18 protein-coding genes, 1 tRNA gene and 1 pseudogene are annotated in these 19,728 nt (G+C 69.7%); 6 read left to right on the top strand and 14 right to left on the bottom strand.

All coding sequences use genetic code 11. The features are described from left to right. Positions 1-65: 65 nt before the first annotated feature. The 6 genes from ACT3UL_RS15890 to ACT3UL_RS15865 form a co-directional block, all read right to left on the bottom strand. Positions 66-138, bottom strand: a tRNA-Ala gene (locus ACT3UL_RS15890). A 76-nt stretch (positions 139-214) separates the two neighbouring features. After that, positions 215-1,108 (bottom strand): inositol monophosphatase family protein, encoded by an 894-nt coding sequence (locus ACT3UL_RS15885; RefSeq protein WP_444579341.1) that lies wholly within the window; start codon positions 1,106-1,108, stop codon positions 215-217. A gap of 125 nt (positions 1,109-1,233) precedes the next feature. After that, the gene (locus ACT3UL_RS15880) at positions 1,234-2,544 is read right to left on the bottom strand and encodes a D-arabinono-1,4-lactone oxidase (protein ID WP_444579339.1); all 1,311 of its coding nucleotides are present in this window, start codon (positions 2,542-2,544) and stop codon (positions 1,234-1,236) included. Positions 2,545-2,592: 48 nt separating this feature from the next. After that, entirely contained in the window at positions 2,593-3,867 is a 1,275-nt protein-coding gene (locus ACT3UL_RS15875; protein WP_444579337.1) for an alanine racemase, read from the bottom strand. A gap of 29 nt (positions 3,868-3,896) precedes the next feature. Next, complete coding sequence (locus ACT3UL_RS15870; RefSeq protein ID WP_444579335.1) at positions 3,897-4,775, bottom strand: hypothetical protein; 879 nt, start codon at positions 4,773-4,775, stop codon at positions 3,897-3,899. 36 nt (positions 4,776-4,811) lie between these two features. Next, positions 4,812-5,438: a GNAT family N-acetyltransferase gene (locus ACT3UL_RS15865; RefSeq protein ID WP_444579334.1), complete on the bottom strand. Its 627-nt coding sequence runs from the start codon at positions 5,436-5,438 to the stop codon at positions 4,812-4,814. Between the two features lie 341 nt (positions 5,439-5,779). Here ACT3UL_RS15865 and ACT3UL_RS15860 point away from each other — a divergent pair, with 341 nt between their 5' ends. Continuing rightward, complete coding sequence (locus ACT3UL_RS15860) at positions 5,780-6,484, top strand: 5-formyltetrahydrofolate cyclo-ligase (RefSeq protein WP_444579332.1); 705 nt, start codon at positions 5,780-5,782, stop codon at positions 6,482-6,484. Further along, positions 6,447-6,686, top strand: a pseudogene (locus tag ACT3UL_RS15855) (FmdB family zinc ribbon protein); the annotation flags it as partial. The gene ACT3UL_RS15860 and the pseudogene ACT3UL_RS15855, both read left to right, overlap by 38 nt. A 14-nt stretch (positions 6,687-6,700) precedes the next feature. On the opposite strand, the gene ACT3UL_RS15850 reads toward ACT3UL_RS15855, so the two are convergent. Then, positions 6,701-6,874 (bottom strand): hypothetical protein, encoded by a 174-nt coding sequence (locus tag ACT3UL_RS15850; RefSeq protein ID WP_444579389.1) that lies wholly within the window; start codon positions 6,872-6,874, stop codon positions 6,701-6,703. Positions 6,875-7,041: 167 nt separating this feature from the next. On the opposite strand from ACT3UL_RS15850, the gene ACT3UL_RS15845 reads away from it, so the two are divergent. The 3 genes from ACT3UL_RS15845 to ACT3UL_RS15835 all read left to right on the top strand — a co-directional run bounded on the left by ACT3UL_RS15845 (position 7,042) and on the right by ACT3UL_RS15835 (position 9,155). Continuing rightward, a complete protein-coding gene (locus ACT3UL_RS15845) occupies positions 7,042-7,677 on the top strand; it encodes an SAF domain-containing protein (RefSeq protein WP_444579330.1) in 636 nt (211 codons plus the stop codon). A 66-nt stretch (positions 7,678-7,743) separates the two neighbouring features. Next, positions 7,744-8,160 carry a large conductance mechanosensitive channel protein MscL gene (gene mscL, locus ACT3UL_RS15840; RefSeq protein WP_444579328.1) on the top strand — a complete coding sequence of 139 codons (417 nt, stop codon included), beginning with the start codon at positions 7,744-7,746 and terminating at the stop codon, positions 8,158-8,160. Positions 8,161-8,165: 5 nt separating this feature from the next. Continuing rightward, positions 8,166-9,155 carry an A/G-specific adenine glycosylase gene (locus tag ACT3UL_RS15835; protein ID WP_444579326.1) on the top strand — a complete coding sequence of 330 codons (990 nt, stop codon included), beginning with the start codon at positions 8,166-8,168 and terminating at the stop codon, positions 9,153-9,155. A 50-nt stretch (positions 9,156-9,205) separates the two neighbouring features. Here the strand turns inward: ACT3UL_RS15835 and ACT3UL_RS15830 are convergent, their stop codons facing one another. From ACT3UL_RS15830 to ACT3UL_RS15820, 3 genes are all read right to left on the bottom strand, one after another. Beyond that, positions 9,206-9,715, bottom strand: coding sequence for an amino-acid N-acetyltransferase (locus tag ACT3UL_RS15830; protein WP_444579325.1), 510 nt, complete (start codon positions 9,713-9,715; stop codon positions 9,206-9,208). Further along, positions 9,712-10,677: a DedA family protein gene (locus ACT3UL_RS15825; protein ID WP_444579324.1), complete on the bottom strand. Its 966-nt coding sequence runs from the start codon at positions 10,675-10,677 to the stop codon at positions 9,712-9,714. The genes ACT3UL_RS15830 and ACT3UL_RS15825 overlap by 4 nt, the downstream gene beginning before the upstream one ends. 203 nt (positions 10,678-10,880) lie before the next feature. Further along, on the bottom strand, positions 10,881-13,463 hold the full coding sequence (locus ACT3UL_RS15820) for an ATP-dependent Clp protease ATP-binding subunit (protein WP_444579322.1): 2,583 nt from the start codon (positions 13,461-13,463) through the stop codon (positions 10,881-10,883). A gap of 283 nt (positions 13,464-13,746) precedes the next feature. Here ACT3UL_RS15820 and ACT3UL_RS15815 point away from each other — a divergent pair, with 283 nt between their 5' ends. Next, a complete protein-coding gene (locus tag ACT3UL_RS15815; RefSeq protein WP_444579321.1) occupies positions 13,747-14,439 on the top strand; it encodes a FadR/GntR family transcriptional regulator in 693 nt (230 codons plus the stop codon). Between the two features lie 89 nt (positions 14,440-14,528). On the opposite strand, the gene ACT3UL_RS15810 is transcribed toward ACT3UL_RS15815, so the two are convergent. The 4 genes from ACT3UL_RS15810 to ACT3UL_RS15795 all read right to left on the bottom strand — a co-directional run bounded on the left by ACT3UL_RS15810 (position 14,529) and on the right by ACT3UL_RS15795 (position 19,146). Further along, a complete protein-coding gene (locus ACT3UL_RS15810; RefSeq protein ID WP_444579319.1) occupies positions 14,529-15,410 on the bottom strand; it encodes an amidohydrolase family protein in 882 nt (293 codons plus the stop codon). A gap of 61 nt (positions 15,411-15,471) precedes the next feature. Next, on the bottom strand, positions 15,472-16,452 hold the full coding sequence (locus ACT3UL_RS15805; protein ID WP_444579317.1) for an aldo/keto reductase: 981 nt from the start codon (positions 16,450-16,452) through the stop codon (positions 15,472-15,474). A gap of 68 nt (positions 16,453-16,520) precedes the next feature. Then, a complete protein-coding gene (locus tag ACT3UL_RS15800; protein ID WP_444579316.1) occupies positions 16,521-17,849 on the bottom strand; it encodes an alpha-L-fucosidase in 1,329 nt (442 codons plus the stop codon). Continuing rightward, entirely contained in the window at positions 17,833-19,146 is a 1,314-nt protein-coding gene (locus ACT3UL_RS15795) for an enolase C-terminal domain-like protein (protein ID WP_444579315.1), read from the bottom strand. The genes ACT3UL_RS15800 and ACT3UL_RS15795 overlap by 17 nt, the downstream gene beginning before the upstream one ends. Between the last annotated feature and the right edge of the window lie 582 nt (positions 19,147-19,728).

Raw genomic sequence — 19,728 nt, 5'->3', positions numbered from 1 at the left:
TGCGCGGCGGCCCTCCGGGAACGGGAGAACCCCCTGGCCAATTTCTTGACCAGGGGGTTCCTCGGTGGAGCTAGGGGGATTCGAACCCCCGACCTTCTCATTGCGAACGAGACGCGCTACCAACTGCGCCATAGCCCCATGTCGCATGGCGACCCCGCCAGATTACCACCGGGAAGCCCCGGGTGAGAACTCGTCGGGATCGCCTTGACGAGGATCACAGATCCGCGTCGCGCAGAGCCTGGACCTCCTCGAACACGCGGTCCACCAGGTCCAGGCGCTCCGGCCCGGTGCATGCCACATACGCCGGGTTCAGGAAATCGGGCTGCCCCGTCTCCCCGCGGCCCGGCCAGGTGCGCACCGACCCGCCGGCACGGCGCAGGATGTGGAATCCGGCGGCGATGTCCCACGCGTTGATGGAGGCGAGGAACGTCGCATCCGCCCAGCCGGCGGAGACATAGGCGAGCTCGATGGCGGCCGAGCCGAGGTGACGGATCGCGGAGAGGCCGTTCTCCAGCTCCCTCTGGGCCCGGCCCGCGAGCTCGGGGAACTCCTTCCAGCCGCGCTGTCCCGGGAATCCGGACAGCACGAGAGCATCAGCGGGATCGTTCGTCGAGCGCGGCCTGAGCTCGCGGCCGTTGAGCATCGCCGGCCCGTCCGCCGCGGTGAACACCTGGCCGAGGACCGGGGCGTCGATAACGCCGGCCACCAGTTCGTCGCCCACCGCCACGCCGATGGAGACGCAGAACAGGGGCAGACCGGCGGCGAAGTTGCTGGTCCCGTCGATCGGATCGACGTAGAACGTCACGACGGGCTCTGCGGGATCCGCGCCGGGCGCTCCCTCCTCCGCGGGTCGCTCCCCGCCCTCCTCACCGACGATGCGGCAGGTGGGGAGCAGCCGACGCAGCTCGGCGACGATGATGTCCTCGCTGGCCTTGTCGTGCTCGGTGACGATGTCATGGTTGGAGGTCTTGTACTCACGGGTCAGGTGCTCGCGGTCCAGCGAGCGGATGTAGTCGGCCGCGGCCCGCGCGGCAGTGGTCGCGATGTCCAGGAGATGGTCGGGGCTCGGGACGAAGGAAGGCGCCGTCTGCGCAGTCGAGGTGTTCATCACCACGAGCCTAGTCCGAACCGCTCGGTGCCCGCCGCCGGTGACAGTGCACGGACGACCCTTCACGCACCACGACGGGCCGACGACTCTTTCGGGCGAACTGGTCCGCACAGCCGGTGCCGGGGTCACCCCAGCAGGTGCCGGAGATATCCCGTCAGCAGCACCCCGTCAGGATCCGCCGCCGCCCGGACCGCCCGGAAGTCCTCGAAGCGGGGATACAGGGCCGCCAGGTCCCGGCGGCCCAGCCAATGCTTCTTGCCCCAGTGGGGACGGGCGGCGAACGGGGCCAGGGTGCGCTGGACCATCAGCAGAAACGGCCCGGCCTCCTCACGGTGATAGCGGTGCGCCGCGAGGTAGACGGTGTCGCGTCCGTACGCGGTCGAGAGCCAGACGTCGTCGGCCGCGGCCCGTCGCACCTCGAGCGGGAAGGTGACGCGCACGCGCTCGTCCTCGAATCGGGTGCGCAGCGCCTCGAAGGCCTCCTCGAAGCGGTGCGCGGGGATCGCCCATTCCGATTCCTGGAAGCGCACCCGGCGCGGGGCGGTGAACACCGAGGCGGAATCGTCCACCACATGCGGTCCGGCGAACAGGCGCGAGGCGAGCTCGGCGGCGGGTCGGCTGAGCCCGGGGATCACGGCCGCGCCGCGGCACATCAGGTCCCAGGCCGCGTTGCCGAGGACCTCCTGCTGGATGACCTCCGTCACGCGGTGGGGCCGCTGCCGCGGGGTGCCCTGGGCGACGCGGCGGCTGGTGCGCACCGTGGCCCGCCTGGTGCGGGGGAACCAGAAGAACTCCTGGTGATCGGTGATCGAGGAGTCCTGGAGGAACGATCCGACCGTCGGCCCGATCTCCTCGGTGCTCTCGACCAGGTCCAAGCGATAGACCGGCACGCAGGCGAGGGTGACCTCGAGGACCACGCCGATCGTGCCCAGTCCGAGCCGGGCCGCCTCGAAGAGGTCCCTCTCCCGGTCGGGCGACGCCTCCACCACGCTGCCGTCGGCCAGCGCGAGCCGCAGGCCGCGCACCATCCCGGAGAATCCGGTGAAGCGGGCGCCGGTGCCGTGGGTCCCCGTCTGGATCGCGCCCGCGATCGACTGGCGGTCGATGTCCCCCATAACGGGCAGCGCCAGAGCGTACGGTGCGAGCAGCTCGGCGATCTCCCACAGCCGGGTGCCGCCGCGCAGGGTCACCAGGCCGGTGACTGGATCCGCGTGCACGAGACCCTGGTGCGCATCGAGGGACATGGCCACGCCATCGGTCGCGGCCAGCGGAGTGAAGGAGTGCCCGCCCCCGATCACCCTCAGCGGGATCCTGGCGTCCCGGGCCAGGGCGATCCCGGTGAGCACCTCGCCCTCGTCGCGCGGGACCAGGAGGTGCCTCGGGGCCCATCGATGGGCACCGCTCCAGGTGCTGGTAAGGACGGAGGTGTTGCGCACGGAAGCTCCTTCGCTGCGTGATGATCGGTCCAGAGGCTCCGGCACTGCTCAGAGGAACGCTGTGCCCTCGCCACGATAGGTCGGGGTGAACTCGACGATCTCGATCTGGCCCGCGTCGTCGCTCTGTCGGGAGCCAGAGCCAGAGCCGGCTCCAGTACCGGCGCCGACGTCCGCAACCAGCACGTAGCCCAGGAGGTGCTCGGCGGGCTCCCCTGCCTTGGCATGGCGGAGCCAGACGGTGTCCCCCACCCGCAGCGTGTCCGCTGCGGCACCGAGCACGGGCGTCTGCACCTCCCCCGCCCCTTCCTGCGCGGCGAAGGTGAGCCCGGCGGGGTGGGCGATCGTCGGCTGCCGGTCCGCGCCGGTGACCCCGCTCGCGATCCAGCCGCCACCGAGGAGGGTCGCGACACCGGGGGCAGGACGCCGCACCACCGAGAACCCCAGATGGAGGGCGGGCTGCGGGCGGAAGCCCCGATAGCCGTCGAAGAGCGCCGGTCCGATCAGACCCGATCCGGCGGCGATCTCGGTCACGGCGGGCTCGGCACCGGTCGACTCGATCGATCCGGTGCCGCCGCCGTTGACGAACTCCAGATCGGCGACGGTGCGCACTGCCGTGACCACGTCGGCCCGCCGCTGCGCGATCTCCCGGCGTGAGAGGGCCTTCATCGCCCGCACGGCGGCCGCGTACGGCGTGCGGGCAGAGTCGGCGACGCCCGCGATATGCCCCTCGTAGGCCATCAGTCCGACCAGCTCGAGCTCTGGACGGCGGACGACCTCGCGAGCCAGCGCGACCGCCTGCTCCGGGGTGCGGACCGGGGACCGGAGAGCGCCGAAGCGGAGCCCTCGGACCGGCGCATAGGAGACGTCGAGCTCGATCGCGATCCGCAGGCGTCGCCCGCCACGGCGGGGCCACATGTCGGCGGTCGCGGCGAGGATCAGATCGAGCTGCGCGGTCTCGTCGACCATGAGGGTGATCGCGTCCAGCGCCTCCGGATCGGTCAGGAGGAGCCGCAGTGCGCCGCGCTCAGCTGTCGGGTACGCGACCACGATGTCGTCGATCCCGCGCTTCGCCAGCCAGATCGCCTCGGGCACCGTGTAGGCGAGGACGCCCTGATAGGCCGGATGTGCGAGCGCACGGTCCAAGAGGGCCCGGACTCGGAGCGATTTCGAGGCGACCCGGATCGGGGTGCCCTGCGCGCGGTGGGCGAGGTCCTCGAGGTTGGCGTCGAACGCATCGAGGTCCAGGACGCCGACGGGCCGCTCCGCCCAGCCCTCACGGGCGAGCGCCCGGTCGATCCGGGCCATCCGTGCCAGCGCACTCATCTCGAGACTCCGTTCAGGGGCCTGGGCGATCAGGCCCGTCTGCGGGCGAGGATTTCGTCCAGGTGCAGGTTCTGAGCGGGCGCGTAGGCCTCGTCGACCGCTTCGAGCTCCTCGACGGAGCCGTTCTCGAGCGGCACCGACGCAGGCTGCATGCTCTGACGATGAGCGGCGTGGCGGGTGGCGAGGTCATCGACCTCACCGCGCAGCGCGTAGGTGGGACGCGGGACCGGACGCGGCGTCCACTCGCCGGCGGCCGTGACCTGATGCGCGGCGCGCTCGGTCGTCGCCTCGAGCGGCGCTCGCTGCACGGGCTTCTCCGGCGGGGCGTGGGCGATCACGGGCTCGACCGCAGGGACGGCAGAATCGGCGGCACGACGAGCGGTCTCCCGCTGAGCACGCTCCTGGCGACTCAGGGTTGCCGCTCGCGTGATGCGGGCCCGACGCTCCAGCTCGGCCCGACGCAGGCCCACGAGGTAGATCGCCACGGCGACGACAGCGATCACCGGGATCCACCCTGCGACGACCCCTGCGATCGCCAGGGCGACCAGGGCGAGGGTGAGCGCGATCATCCCCGCGAGGAAGATCCGCATCAGACGGCGCGACCGGGTCCGCTCCTCGAGGAGATCGATGCGGGCACCGGGCACCGCGTCGAATCGCGGTCGACTGGTCGGATCAGCGGGACGCAGCAGAAGACGGTCCTGGGACATGGCGGCATTCACCTCGTGGGAAGAGCGGCGGGAATGGACGGCCGCGGACAGGTCCCGGGCCTCCGAGGACATCTCGGAGAGTTCCGAGGCGCGTGCGCGTCCCATCACCTCGCGGCGGCCGGCCGTGCGCGGCAGGGCATAGGCCACCCAGAGCAGCAGCAGAAGGCCGAACAGGACGGCGCCGAGATTAATGGACTCCACGCCTCTACAGTAATGACACCGATGTGATTTCCCTGGTCACCCCGCGGGCGTGTCGGGAGGGAACTCGTGATGAAGTCTGGCGAGAACTCCCCGACCGTCATGTCCGGTGACGATCTCCTCGGCGGTGAGCGCGAAGACGAGATGGTCCCTCCACGATCCGTCGACGTGGATCGCGGAGCGCCTCAGCCCTTCGGGACGCAGATGCAGCTTCTGGACCACCCGCAGGCTCGAGGCGTTCTCCGGGCGCACCGTCACCTCGATCCGGTGGATGCCGAGCTCGGCGAACAGATGGTCGATCACCAGGGCCACCGACCGCGGGACCAGACCCGCTCCCGCCTGCTCCCGGTCGATCCAGTAGCCCAGGACCGCGCTGCGCAGCGCGCCGTACTGGATGGGGCCCGCCGTGATCTGGCCGACCACCCGACCACGCACCGTGATCACCAGAGGGAGATAGAGCCCGAGCCGCGCCTGCTGCTCGTTCCAACGTCGCAGCGCAGCAAAGGGGATCTGTCGGGCGGGACGATCGGGATCGGTCGCGTCCCAGGGGCGCAGCCAGTCCCGATTGCGCTCCCGCAGCCGCTCGAAGTCCGCGCGGTCTCGGCGTCGCAGGGGCCGCAGGGCGAGCTCCCCGTCACGGAGTGTCAGCGGCCACACATGAACCATCTCGTCATCGTAGACGGAAGCGGACCCGCCCCCGCACGCGGTCCAGCCGCTTGGACCCGGCACGGGCGGGGCACGGGCGGGCGCACTGCTCGCGGGACCCGCAGGGCACCCCGGGCACGGCGCCCCGGCGGGAACTCCGCGGGCGCTGGAATCAAGCTCGGAGAGGGGCGCATAAAGACATTCACGGATGCCGGGACGAGTCGGAGAAGGAATGAGACCCGTGTGCAAGAACTCCGTGCAGGAATGCCACCCGCGCTGGTTCCCGCAAGCGTTGCCGGGCGGGTCTCGGTGCCCGAGCAGCGCTCGCGGGGATGCTCGAGGGGATATGGGAGTCTTGGCCCATGGATACCGAGGCGATGGCGGCTCGCAAGAAAGTGCTCCGCACCACATTGCGGGCACGGCGCACACGATCCTACGGCGGCACCGAGGGCGCCCTGCGGCGCGACCAGGAGTCGCAGCAGCTCCTCGCGCACGCCGCCCCCCTGCTCGACCTGGTGCGCGCGGCGTGCGAGAGCGGCACCGGAGCAGACCGCGCCGACGGCGCCTCCGGCCCTCCGCTCGTGGCCGCCTATCACCCCACGCCCACCGAGGCAGATGTGATGCCCCTGGCCCGACGGCTCTCCGAGCTCGGCGCACAGCTGATCTTCCCCGTCGCCGCCGGCCGTGAGCTCGACTGGGTGTCCTGGGACGGCACCTCGCCCTTCGTCGACTCCCCCGGCCGCGGCTTCGGCAAGGAGCCGACGGGCCGGCATCACGGGCCCGACGCCCTCGCGCACGCGCTTCTGGTGCTCGCCCCCGCCGTGGCGGTGGATCGTGCGGGGACCCGGATCGGCCACGGCGCCGGCTATTACGATCGGGCCCTGTCCGGGATCTCCTCACGGACCGACGTCGTGGCCGTCGTGCATCCCGACGAGGTGCTCGACGCCGGAACTCTCCCCCGGGGCGAGCACGACGTCCCCATCCCGGCAGTGCTCACCGCCGCCGGCCTCGTCTGCCTGGTCACGATCGATGGCCCCGGAGCGCCGGGATGGGTCCAGGAGTCGTAGACTCTTCGCGGTCGCGTCTTCCGCGGCCCTGTTGAGAGAACATTCCGGAGGACTCCGCGTGCCCACCTATGTCTACGCCTGCAAGAGCTGCGGTCATCGGTTCGAGCAGTACCAGAGCTTCAGCGAGAATTCGCTGGTGACCTGCCCCGAGTGCACTCAGGACACCCTCCGCAAGGTCTTCGACTCCGTGGGCATCGTCTTCAAGGGCCCCGGCTTCTACTCCACGGATTCCGCTGCCTCCTCGTCGTCCTCCGCGACCTCGGGGTCGAGCAGCTCCTCGAGTGATTCGAGCTCCTCAGCCTCCTCCGCGTCCTCGGCGAGCTCCACCTCGAGCAGCGACAGCTCCAGCAGCGGCGCCTCGACCTCCAAGCCGGCAGCAGCAGCGACCACCGCGTCCTGACACCGGGACGTCAAAGCACGATCTCCGCAGCAGAGCTGATGGGCTGATCTGCCGGACCGATCTGCCGGACCGTGACCTCTCCTCCCCAGAGGCCGTTCATCCACCGCGAGCGGGCCCGAGGAGAGCAGGGCCTGCGCGCCGACCTAGCGTCGTCCTCATGCTCACCTGGATCCGTGCACAGCTTCCGCTCCTGCGACGCTCCGTGCGTCGACGTCGCCGAACCCTCGCCGTGCTCGCGGCGGCTCTCCTGATCGCAGCCCTCACCCCGGCGCTGCTGCCGCCGGCCGTCCACGGGCGCTCCATGGTGGTCACCGCCGTCGAGCTCCCGGCAGGCACGGAGCTCGCCGCGCACCAGCTGCGCGAGATACGTATTGCGGCGGAACTGGTACCGGCCGGGGCACCGGCCACGCGGGAGGAACTGGTGGGCCGGGAGACGGCGCTGCCCCTGCCGGCCGGAGCTCCCGTGCTTCCCGGGGTGCTCACGGGCGGGGGCGCGGCAGAGGTGCCCGAGGGGTCCGTCCTGATGGCCGTCCCGATCCCAGCGGTTCTCGCCTCCCGGCTGACACCAGGTGCCGAGATCGAGATCCTCAGCACGGGGCCGGACCTCGGCTCCCCCGAGCGCATCGCCGCGCGGGTGGTCGAGGTCCCGGCCGCGCAGCCCACCGGGTCCTCGATCGTGGCTCCAGGAGCGGGTGTCCCCGCGGACGTGCTGGTCGCTGTGGAGCGGCACCGATCAGGAGACCTGGCCCACTCACTCCATGAAGGCTGGTTGAGCATCTCTCTGATCGGCTAGAGTCCCGATGGGCCATCTCGACGGTCCGTCCCGCTCTCCCCCCCCCCTCCTCAGTAAGGATGTCCCATGAAGGGCTTCAAGGACTTCGTCATGCAGGGCAACGTCATCGACCTCGCGGTCGGTGTCGTGATCGGCTCCGCGTTCACCGCGCTCATCGGTGCGTTCGTGGAGAACCTGATCCAGCCGATCATCAACGTCTTCGGCGGCGGCAACGTCAACGGCCTCGCCTTCAAGATCACCAACGACTCGACCCTGGTCGACATCGGCGGGATCCTCTCCGCGATCATCGCCTTCCTGATCACCGCGGCCGTCGTCTACTTCGTCTTCGTGCTGCCGATCGCGCATGCCCGCAAGCTCGACCGTCGTCGTCGTGGGCTCCCCGAGGAGGAGGAGACCGCGCTCTCCGAGGACATCGTCCTCCTCACCGAGATCCGCGACGCGCTCGTCGTGCAGCACGGCGGCACCACCCCGCCCCAGGCCTGAACGATATGACAGGTGCTCTCGCACCGCACCACCTCGACGCGGGGCGGGACCTCTCGGTCCCGCCCCGCGTCGGTCATGTCGAGCCCGAGCCACCTCTCGATGCCGAGAGCGCGAGGGACGACCCGGAGCTCGAGACGATCATCGACACCGTGATCGACTGGTTCGGACACCACGGACGTGACCTCCCCTGGCGCCACGACGACGCCAGTCCCTGGGCCGTGCTCGTCTCCGAGGTGATGCTGCAGCAAACTCCGGTGGTCCGGGTCCTGCCGCGCTGGACCGACTGGATGCAGCGCTGGCCGACGCCCGCCGACCTCGCTGACGCCCCGACCGCAGAGGTCCTGCGGGCATGGGACCGACTCGGCTACCCCCGTCGGGCGCTGCGCCTGCAGCAGTGCGCGCAGATGATCGTCCGGGAGCACGGTGGTGCAGTGCCCCATGGCCTCGAAGCGCTAAGGGCGCTGCCCGGGATCGGCGAATACACCGCTGCCGCGGTGACCGCCTTCGCCCATCATCAGCGCGCAGTCGTCGTGGACACCAACATCCGTCGCGTGCTCGCACGCAGCGTCCAGGGGCTCGCCCTCCCGGCCCCGTCCTACTCCGCGGCCGAACGTGCGCTGGCCACCAGGTGCCTTCCGCCGCAGCGTCATCGATCCGTCGCCTGGAACCAGGCGGTGATGGAGCTCGGGGCCCTCGTGTGCACGGCGCGGTCCCCACGGTGCGTGCAGTGCCCTCTGGCCGAGGCCGGGTGCGCATGGGTTGCCGCAGGCAGCCCTGCCGCACCCGAGGGGTCCCGTCGCCGGCAGTCTTTCGAGGGCACGGATCGACAGCTGCGAGGACAGATCATGGCCGTGCTGCGACGTGACGGAGAGGCGACGCACGAAGTGCTGCTCGCCCTGAACACCACAGATCCTGAGCGGGTCGCCCGATGCGAGGCCTCGCTCGTGGCGGACGGGCTCGCGGTGCACTCGGCAGAGCGACTGCGTCTCCCCTGAGGCACCAGCGTGAGCCGACGTCGACGCCGACGTCGACAGATTCATGGCGCTCAGTCGTTCGGGAGCAGTGCCTTGATCATGCGGGTGTTGCCGAGGGTGTTGGGCTTGACGCGGGCCAGATCGAGGAACTCCGCGATGCCCTCGTCGGGTGATCGCAGAAGCTGGTTGTAGATCTCGGGGTCCACCACGTCAGCCATGACCTCGAAGCCGTGCCGCGTGAAGAAGTCGACCTCGAAGGTGAGGCAGAAGACGCGGCTCAGGCCCAGCTGCAGGGCACGGTCCAGCAGCGCATCCAGCAGGCGGTGCCCCAGCCCCGTGCCGCGCTGCGCATCGCTCACGGCGAGGGTCCGGACCTCGGCGAGGTCCTCCCACATCACGTGGAGGGCACCGCAGCCGACGACTGCACCCTCCTCATCGACAGCGACCAGGAACTCCTGGACGGCCTCGTAATAGGAGACCAGGTCCTTCCCGAGCAGGATCCCCGTGTGGGTCATCGGCTCGACCAGTCGATTGATCCCGCGGACGTCTGCCGGCAGAGCAGGGCGGATGATGAGGGTCATGCAGGGCTGTCCTGACTCTGTGCGGGAATGCTTCCGGACTCGGTGAGGAGCAGATCCTCCTCGGAGATGCTCGGCTCCTCCGCGGCGGTCTGCTCGGAGCGCTCGAGCGGGGCCGCGGATCCAGCAGCACCCCGGTCAGCGGTCCCATCGCCGGCGTCGGTGGCCCCGGCGGCCGCATCGGCATCCGTGGCGGTGGTGCCGGTGGCGGGGCTGGCGGTAGCGGACGCGGTGGCATCCTGAGCCACTGCGGTGCCGGTGCCGTCGACGTGAGCAGCGGGGCCAGTGCTGTCTGTGCTGTCCGAGCTGTCAGCGGCCTTCTGCTCCGCCCGACGGTCGAGGGCGTTGTGCACGGCGTTGATCACCCGCTCCGCGACGAGGGCGAGCACGACGGCGGCGACCAGCGCCGCGGTGATCGCCAACAGGTGATGCTCGCCGAACCAGGCTCCAGCCACCGCACCGATGGCGCAGGAGTAGGCGGCCCACACGAACGTGGACAGCAACGACCGCGGCCAGAACTCCTTGTGCGGGTAGCGGACTGCTCCGGCCACCAGGTTCACCGCGGTCCGACCGAAGGGGATGTAGCGAGCTGTCATGAGGAAGACGAGGGCCCGGCGCTCCAGGCCCGCCTCGGCGGCCTCGACGGCTCGTCGGCCCTTGCCCTCGCGCAGGAATTTGAAGCGGTGCCAGCCGATCTTCCGGCCCAGGTAGTACCCGAGGTTGTCCCCTGTCCAGGCGCCCATCCAGGCCGCGATACCGATCAGGATGATGTAGGGGCGGCCGGAGGAGGACCAGAGCGAGGAGAGCGAGACGATCGTCGATTCGCTGGGAACCGTCGGGAAGAAGCCGTCGAACGCCGCGAAGCCGTAGACGACGAGGTAGATCCACCAGGCGTCGGCGACGACCATGATCCAGTCCTCGACCTGGCCGGTCAGGGACAGCATCCAGTCGAAGAATCCGCCCATGCGATCTGTCCCTCCTGTTCCTCGGTCCTGGTGACGGTGTCAGCGTCGTCTCAGCAGTGCTGCCGCTCGACGGGCTCCGACCGCGACTGGCGTCGCCGTGGTGAGAGCCCGTCGAGCGGGGCGTGCTGCGGTGGGCGACCGGGTACCACCGCAATCCGGAGAGGCCGGCCCTGTCCACGCGGACGGGGCCGGCCTCATACCGGTCAGGAGGCGCTGGCCTCCGCGTTGTCCGTGCCCGGGCTCGCCGCCCCGTCAGGACGGGACAGCTCCTCGGCACGGGCCTTGGTCACTGACGTCACATCGACCGTCTCGGTGATCGACTCGAGAACACCGTTCTCGTCACGGCGGCTGAAGGTCAGCTCGCCGAGGAGACCCTCGCCCTCCGCGTCGACGACGATCGTGTCGCCCACATGGACCTGGCCGAAGAGGATCTTCTCCGAGAGGACGTCCTCGATGTCGCGCTGGATCGTGCGGCGCAGGGGCCGCGCACCGAGGACCGGGTCGTAGCCCTTCTCGGCGAGCAGCTTCTTGGCCCCATCGGTGAGCTCGATGGTCATGTCCTTCTCCGCCAGTCGCACGGCGAGCTTCGCGACCATCAGGTCGACGATCTGCACGATCTCGTCCTGCGACAGCTGCGGGAACACGACCACGTCATCGACGCGGTTGAGGAACTCGGGCTTGAAGTGCTGCTTGAGCTCCTCGTGCACCTTGGACTTCATGCGCTCGTAATCGGTGTTCAGATCGCCGCCCGCGGTGAAGCCCATGGAGACGCCCTTGGCGATGTCCCGGGTACCGAGGTTGGTGGTCATGATGATCACGGTGTTCTTGAAATCGACCACGCGGCCCTGGGAGTCCGTGAGCCGGCCGTCCTCGAGGATCTGCAGCAGCGAGTTGAAGATGTCCACATGGGCCTTCTCCACCTCGTCGAACAGCACCACGGAGAACGGCTTGCGACGCACCTTCTCGGTGAGCTGGCCGCCCTCGTCGTAGCCGACGTAGCCGGGAGGCGAGCCGAACAGGCGCGAGGCCGTGTGCTTCTCGCCGAACTCGGACATGTCGAGCTGGATGAGCGACTCGTCGTCCCCGAACAGGAACTCCGCGAGCGCCTTCGCGAGCTCGGTCTTCCCGACGCCGGTGGAGCCGGCGAAGATGAACGAGCCACCGGGACGCTTGGGGTCCTTGAGCCCGGCACGGGTGCGGCGGATCGCCTGGGACAGTGCCCGGATCGCCTCGTGCTGACCGATGACGCGCTTGTGCAGCTCGTCCTCCATGTTGAGCAGACGCGAGGACTCCTCCTCGGTGAGCTTGACGATCGGGATGCCGGTCGAGGCGGCGAGCACCTCGGCGATGACCTCCTCGGAGACCGTGGTCACCGCGTCGGTCTCGCCGTGGCGCCAGGCCTTCTCCTTCTCGTCGCGCTGCGTCTTGAGCTGCTGCTCCTCATCACGCAGGGAGGCGGCGAGCTCGAAGTCCTGCCCGTCGATCGCCTCCTCCTTCTTCGTGCGCGCGGTCTCGATCTGGGCGTCGAACTCCTTGAGCTCGGGCGGCGCGGTGAGACGACGGATGCGCAGGCGCGCACCGGCCTCGTCGATCAGGTCGATCGCCTTGTCCGGCAGGAAGCGGTCGTTGACGTAGCGGTCGGCGAGGTTCGCGGCGGCCACCAGCGCGGCATCGGTGATGGTCACCCGGTGATGCGCCTCGTACTTGTCGCGCAGCCCCTTGAGGATCTCGACCGTCAGCGCGACCGAAGGCTGATCCACCTGGATCGGCTGGAAGCGGCGCTCGAGAGCCGCGTCCTTCTCGATGTGCTTGCGGTACTCCTCGAGGGTGGTCGCCCCGATGGTCTGCAGCTCGCCGCGGGCCAGCATCGGCTTGAGGATGCTGGCGGCATCGATCGCGCCCTCGGCGGCACCGGCACCCACAAGGGTGTGGATCTCGTCGATGAACAGGATGATGTCACCGCGGGTGCGGATCTCCTTGAGCACCTTCTTCAGGCGCTCCTCGAAGTCACCGCGGTACCGGGAACCCGCCACCAGCGACCCGAGGTCGAGCGTGTAGAGCTGCTTGTCCTTGAGCGTCTCGGGGACGTCCCCGGCGGTGATCGCCTGGGCCAGGCCCTCGACGACCGCAGTCTTGCCGACGCCCGGCTCACCGATCAGCACAGGGTTGTTCTTGGTGCGGCGCGAGAGCACCTGCATCACGCGCTCGGCTTCCTTGTCCCGCCCGATGACCGGGTCGAGCTTGCCCTCGCGGGCAGCCTGGGTGAGGTTGCGACCGAACTGGTCCAGCACGAGCGACCCGGCAGGCTGGCCCTCGGACGGACCGCCGGCCGTGGCCGGCTCCTTGCCCTGGTAGCCCGAGAGGCGCTCGATGACTTCCTGGCGCACGGCCGACGGCTCGGCCTTGAGACGGGAGAGGACCTTGACGGCCGTGCCCTCGCCCTCGCGCAGCAGACCCAGCAGGATGTGCTCGGTGCCGATGTAGTTGTGGCCCAGCTGCAGCGCCTCGCGCAGGCTCAGCTCGAGCACCTTCTTCGCACGGGGCGTGAAGGGGATGTGGCCGCTGGGGGTCTGGTTGCCCTCGCCGATGATGTCGCGAACCTGCTCGCGCACTGCATCGAGGGTGACGCCGAGGGCTTCGAGCGCCTTGGCGCCGACCCCTTCGGCCTCGTGGATCAGCCCGAGCAGGATGTGCTCGGTGCCGATGTAGTTGTGATTCAGCAGTCGTGCCTCGTCCTGCGCCAGGACGACGACGCGGCGGGCGCGATCGGTGAAGCGTTCGAACATGGTCCTCCCCCGTCCGGTGGTGGTGATGGATCGAGACTACGCGGGTTCGGCGCAGATGCCCCGCCTGTTCGCCGCTGGCGTGACGCCCGGCCGATGCCGTGCTGTGACGACTCGCCCCCGCCCCCGAGTTCCGGCTCTTCCGCCTCCCGACTGCCCGGCCTCGGGCGGCCCCCTCCCGGTCGCGGGCTGCTGCGCCGTACCCGCCCCGCGGGAGACGACGGTCGACTAGCATCGAACACGTCGTGACCGGCACGTACGCCGGTCCAGCGAGGAGTAGGACGCGATGCCAGCACCGCACGCCGTGACCGACCGGGCCATCGACGCGATCAAGCAGATGATCATCGACGGCGAGCTCGGACCTGCGGACCGCCTTCCCCCGGAGAAGGAGCTCGCGGAGCGCATCGGCGTGAGCCGCAACTCCCTGCGCGAGGCCGTCAAGGCGCTCTCCGTGATCCGCGTGCTCGACGTGCGCCAGGGCGACGGCACCTATGTCACCTCGCTCGCACCGAGCGTGCTCGTGGAGTCCCTCGGGTTCATCCTCGATCTGCACCAGGGCTCCGGTGAAGGGCAGATCCTCGAGGTGCGGCGACTGCTCGAGCCGACGGCCGTCGAACAGGCCTGCCCGCATCTGAGCGATCACGACTTCGAGCGCCTCGAGCAGCTCATGGTCGATCTGTCCGACCACTCCTCGGTCGAGGAGCTGGTCCAGGCGGACATCGACTTCCATCAGCTCATCACCAGCCGATGCCCCAACGCCTACCTCACCTCGATGCTCGAGGGCCTCGCCAGCGCGACCGCCCGGGCACGGGTCTGGCGAGGGCTCACGGAGGATGCCGCCGTGGAATCCACGCTCGCCGAGCACCGCCGCATCCTCGACGCCCTGAAGGCCGGTCGCGGAGACCTCGCACGGGTGCACGCCGCCGCCCACATCGGAGGCGTCGAGAGCTGGATCCTGAAGGGGACCACGGTCGACTGACCGACCCGGGGATCGACTGGACCCCGAAGGGTCAGCGCCCGCGCCGGCACCTCGTCCGGGTCACCTCGTCCGGGCCAGGATCATCCGGGTCAGCGTCCGCCGTCGGTCGCTCGCCGATAGACGCGCGCCGCCGTGCCGCGAAGGATCTGCTCGCGGTCCGCCGCCGGCAGGTCTGCCAGCAGAGCCAGCAGGTCGCCCGTGCCGGAGCCGAGATCGAAGGGCACGGGAGCGATCGGCCAGTCGCTGCCGTACATCAGGCGCTCGGGACCGAGAAGCTCCAGCGCCAGGTCCACAGCCCGGCGGAGATCCGCGCCGGCGACGTAGCCCTGCCCGCTCGTGGACAGGCCGGAGAGCTTGGCGATCGTCGTCCCCCGCGCCGCGAACGCTCTCAGGGACGTCTCCCATCGAGGCATGTCCCGGGGGTCCCCGAGCGGCGGCTTCCCGAGGTGGTCGAGCACCACGACCAGGCTGTCGACCTCGTCGGCGAGACGGGTCGCCTGATCCAGATGCCGGGGGAAGGCATCCGGGACGTCCAGCGGCACCCCGCGGGCGGCGAGCAGTGTCAGGCTCTCCCGGACCTCGAGCCGGTCGAGGAACCCGGGATCGGGATCGTCGTGGACCAGATGGCGCACCCCGACGACGCGGCGCATCGCTGCGGCGTCGTCCAGCAGCGTCGCCGTGGCCACGGGATCGGCGAGCGGCAGCCAGGCGACGACGTCGACCTGGTCCACGTTCCCCGGCAGGGTTTCGATGCGTGCCGCGGAGTCCTGCATCGCCCTGGTGTCCGCGAGCGTGTCGTCGGCCTGCACCAGCACGACGCGCGTGGTGCCGAGCGCGACCTGCTGCGGGGCGACCTCCTCCCAGCGGGCGTCACGGCGCAGCGCCTCCGGTGCCCCGCCGAGCCAGCCGTACCCGCCGCCGGAACGGTCCCACAGGTGCAGGTGGGTGTCGGTGATACCCGTGTCGGTCATCCCGGTGCTGGTGAGCGGGCTGTCCGGTAGCTCAGCGCTCGTGCGACGGTCCCCTGCCGGCTCACGCACCGATCTGCTCCCACAGCTCCTCGGGGATGTCCTGGCCGATGCGCTCGATGTTCTGGCGCACCTGGTCCGCGGTGCGCATGCCCAGCACGACCGAGGCGATCGCCGGGTGCCGCAGCGGATACCGGATCGCCAGATCCGGCAGCTCGACGCCATGCTCCTGGGCGAGCTCGGCCAGCTCGCGCGCTCGCTGCAGAAGATCCTCGGGGGCGTCGCCGTACTCGTACTTCGCCGTATCGGGCACCACGGGGCGCGAGAGGATCCCGGAGTTGAACACCGAGACCGCCACGACCTCGACACCGTGCTCGAGGCATGCGGGCAGCAGCTCGGCGGCGGCCGGCTGCTCGAGCAGCGTGTAGCGACCCGACATCATGACCACGTCGATCAGGCCGGTGCGCACCGCACGCGTGAGCACGTCGGCGCCCTTGGAGCCGACCCCGATGCGGCTGATGAGCCCTTCGTCGCGCATCGCGACGAGTGCGGCGAGCGCTTCGTCCATCGAGTGCTCCTCGGGCGCCTCCTCGGGGTCGTGGAGGTAGAGGATGTCCACTCGGTCCAGGCCCAAGCGCTCGAGCGACTCGGCATGGCTGCGACGGATGCCCTCCTCGGTCATGTCCCACCGGCGCACGAAGTCGTTCGGCACGGCGAACTCGTTCGCCATGTCGTCGCCGTCCCCGGGCCCGGGGACCAGCAGGCGGCCCACCTTCGTCGAGACCAGGTACTCCTCGCGGGGGTAGGGGGCGAGCAGCGCTCCGAGGCGACGTTCGCTGGTGCCGACCCCGTAGTGGGGCGCCGTGTCGTACAGGCGGATACCACCCTCCCAGGCGGCCTCGACAGCGCCGCGAGCCTCCTCGTCGGTGGTGACCCGGAAGATGTTCCCGAGCTGGGCGGCGCCGAAGCCGAGCTCCGGCAGGCGGGCGGGCCCGGGACGACGATGGCGGGCGGTCTCGACGGGATCGGGAGTTGCTGACTCCATGGGTTTCACTCCTCGAAGGTGGGGATCGACGGGTTGCTCTGAGCGCCCGGGGCGGATCGGGCCGGGAGTCAGATCGAACCGGAGGTCTGATCGAGCCGGAGCTCGATCACCGGCAGCAGCAGGTCGGGCCGACGGATGGGCAGGGTCATCGTCAGCACATCGGGTCCGAGACCTGCCGGGGTCATGTTCATGGCCTGCTGGTCCGGGTCGATCGTGCTCAGGGCGACCTCGGACCCATCATGCAGGAATCGTGCGAAGCGCACGCGTCCCGACAGGCCGGGAAGGTGGAGGTGCTGCATCGGCCAGGTCGTCAGGTGCACGTACAGGCGGTCCCCGCGAAGGGTGAGCATGGTTCCCTGCGGCGCGACCAGGCCGTCGGCGGGACCGGCGCCATGGACCGACGCGGCGTGCAGGTCCATCCACTCCCCGACCCGGCGGAGGATCTCCCGATCGGCCGACGAGATGGCGCCCCGACCGTCGGGCCCGACGTTCAGCAGCAGATTGCCGCCCTTGGCCACGGAATCGACGAGCATCCGCACCAGCAGGTCCGGGCTCTTGTGGTCGTGGTTGTCGCGGTCGTACCCCCAGGAACCGTTGGTGGTCTGGCAGGCTTCCCACCGCATGAGAGCACCATCGGCCGAGGTCATCGGGGCGGCCGGCTGGTACTGCTCGGGCGTGACGAGGTCCCCGGGGATGCCGAGCCGGTCGTTGACCACGCAGGTGGGCTGCAGCTCGCGCACCATCGCCAGCAGCTTCTCGGCGTCCCAGTCCTCGGGGCCCTTGCCGTCCCGCTCCGGGTTGGTGAAGTCGAAGAACAGGTAGTCGATCCGCCCGTAGTTCGTGAGCAGCTCGCGCACCTGAGCATGGAGGTACGTGCGGTATCGGGCCATGTCCCGCCCGGAGTTCAGGGCCTCGACATCCGGCCGATCGCGCAGCGGATGGCTGACATCGATCGTGAAGTCCGGATGCGCCCAGTCGAGTAGCGAATGGTAAAACCCGACGTGGAGGCCCTCGGCGCGCAGGGCGTCGACGAACTCCCGCACCAGATCACGGCCGCAGACGTCCGGCGCCGAGTAGTCCGTGTGCTCCGTCTCGAACAGGCAGAAGCCTTCATGATGCTTGGTGGTGAGCACGGCGTAGCGCATCCCGGCCTCGCGGGCCCGGCGGGCGATGTCCGGGGCGTCGAAGCGGTCGGGGTCGAAGAACTCCGTATACCGGCTGTAGTCCTCGAGCGTGCGGTGCTCGCGCGTCATCGACCATTCGTGGCGCGCCGGGATCGCGTAGAGACCGAAGTGGACGAAGAGGCCGAAACGGGCTTTGTCGAACCAGGCGTGGGGGTCCGCGCCGACCGCGCCCTCAGAGTGCGGGGGTGCCCCGAGATCAGACGACGACGACATGGCTCGGATCCTTCCAGACGGTCCCCTCCGGGAACAGGTGATCCCGGATGGACGCCTCGTGCATGCCGGCGCTGGAACCTGCCTGTGTCGGTGCCTGGTAGGCGCCGTCCCGGATGACGACGGGGTCCTCGAAGTGCTCGTGCAGATGGTGCACGTACTCGATGAACCGGTCCGATCGCGGCCCGGCCACCGCTGCCGCGTCGAAGAAGGCGTAGTGCTGGACCAGCTCGCACAGTCCGACGCCGCCGGCGTGCGGGCACACGGGGATGTCGAACTTCGCGGCCAGGAGGAGGATCGCGATGTTCTCGTTGACCCCTCCCACCCGCGCCGCGTCGAGCTGGAGCACATCGATCGAGCCGGCCTGCAGCAGCTGCTTCGCGATGATCCGGTTCTGCATCTGCTCCCCTGTGGCCACTCGCAGCGGGGCGATGGCGGTGCGGATCGCAGCATGGGCGAGCACGTCGTCGGGGCTGGTGGGCTCTTCGATCCAGGCGGGGTCATAGGGAGCGAGCTGTTCGAGCCAGGCGATGGCATCGGCCACGTCCCAGCGCTGGTTCGCATCCATCGCGATGGGGTAACCCTCCCCCATCGTCTCCCGGGCGATCCGCATGCGGCGCACATCGTCCTCGATGTCGGCTCCGACCTTGAGCTTGACCATCGCGAATCCCTCGTCCCGCGCTTCGCGCAGCAGCCGAACGAGCTTCTCGTCGCTGTAGCCGAGCCAGCCGGGCGTGGTGGTGTAGGCGGGCACGCCCTGTGCCTGGAGCTGGGCGATGCGGTCAGCCTTCCCGGGCTCGCCGCGACGCAGGATCTCGAGGGCCTCGTCGCGGGTGAGGGCATCGGTGAGATAGCGGAAGTCGACGAGATCGACGATCTCCTCGGGGCTCAGCTCTGCGAGCAGCAACCACAGAGGCTTGCCCTCCCGGCGTGCCCGCAGGTCCCATGCCGCGTTGACCACGGCACCGATCGCCATGTGCATGACGCCCTTCTCCGGTCCCAGCCAGCGCAGCTGCGAATCGCCGACCAGGTCTCGGGAGAAGTCGCCGAGATGGGCGAGCAGCTCGTCCGCCTCGCGCCCGACGACATGTCCGGCGAGCGCCTCGATGGCCGCGCACTGCACGTCGTTGCCTCGGCCGATGGTGAAGACGAGGCCGTAACCGACGCCGCCGTCGCTCGTGCGCAGCTCGGCGTAGGCCGCCGAGTAGTCGGGATCCGGATTCATGGCGTCGGAGCCGTCCAGCTCCCGCGAGGTGGGGAAACGGACGTCGCTCACGCGCAGGTCGCTGATGGTGGACACAGGGGCTCCTCGAAACGGCTCGGCGAATCTTCGGCAGATGCGTTGGGCTGCAGTGTCCCGGCGACCGAATCATCGGATGATTAACCTCAGGCTACGGATCCATATCGGCGCACGCAAGGCGCACACCCGCCAGAACGCGCCCGATTGTGGGAGTGCGCGCTCCAGATCGACCTTCCTGACGCACGTCCTCTCCCCAAACATCCGAGGACTTCTTGGCAGTCCTCCTATCTGCCACGACGATGAACCGGTCCCCCCGACGACGAGGTCATGGATGGCGTGCGCATCTGCGATGGGATTCGGTACCGATCGGGTCGCCGGACTTCGTCATCACGACCTCCCGCCCCGACCCGGTCCAGATGATCCGCTGGGCGGACTATCAGTTCGAGCTCGGCCTGACGATCTCCATGGGGCGCGGCGAGAAGGGTGTCGGCCGGGAAGTCTTTGGAGGAGAACACCTCTTCGATCGAGCCGTCGCTGTTCACGGCCGGCGAGGTCTACGAGCCGTATCGCATCAGCCAGGACCTCAAGGTGCCGAAGCTCACCTTCGACATGGAGCAGTGCCGCAGAACGGTCAGTGGCAGA

Source organism: Brachybacterium sp. 107 (genome assembly GCF_052379725.1).
Lineage (GTDB): Bacteria > Actinomycetota > Actinomycetes > Actinomycetales > Dermabacteraceae > Brachybacterium.
The sequence above is the reverse complement of the archived record's forward strand: the minus strand, read 5'-3'. Positions and strand labels throughout refer to the sequence as shown.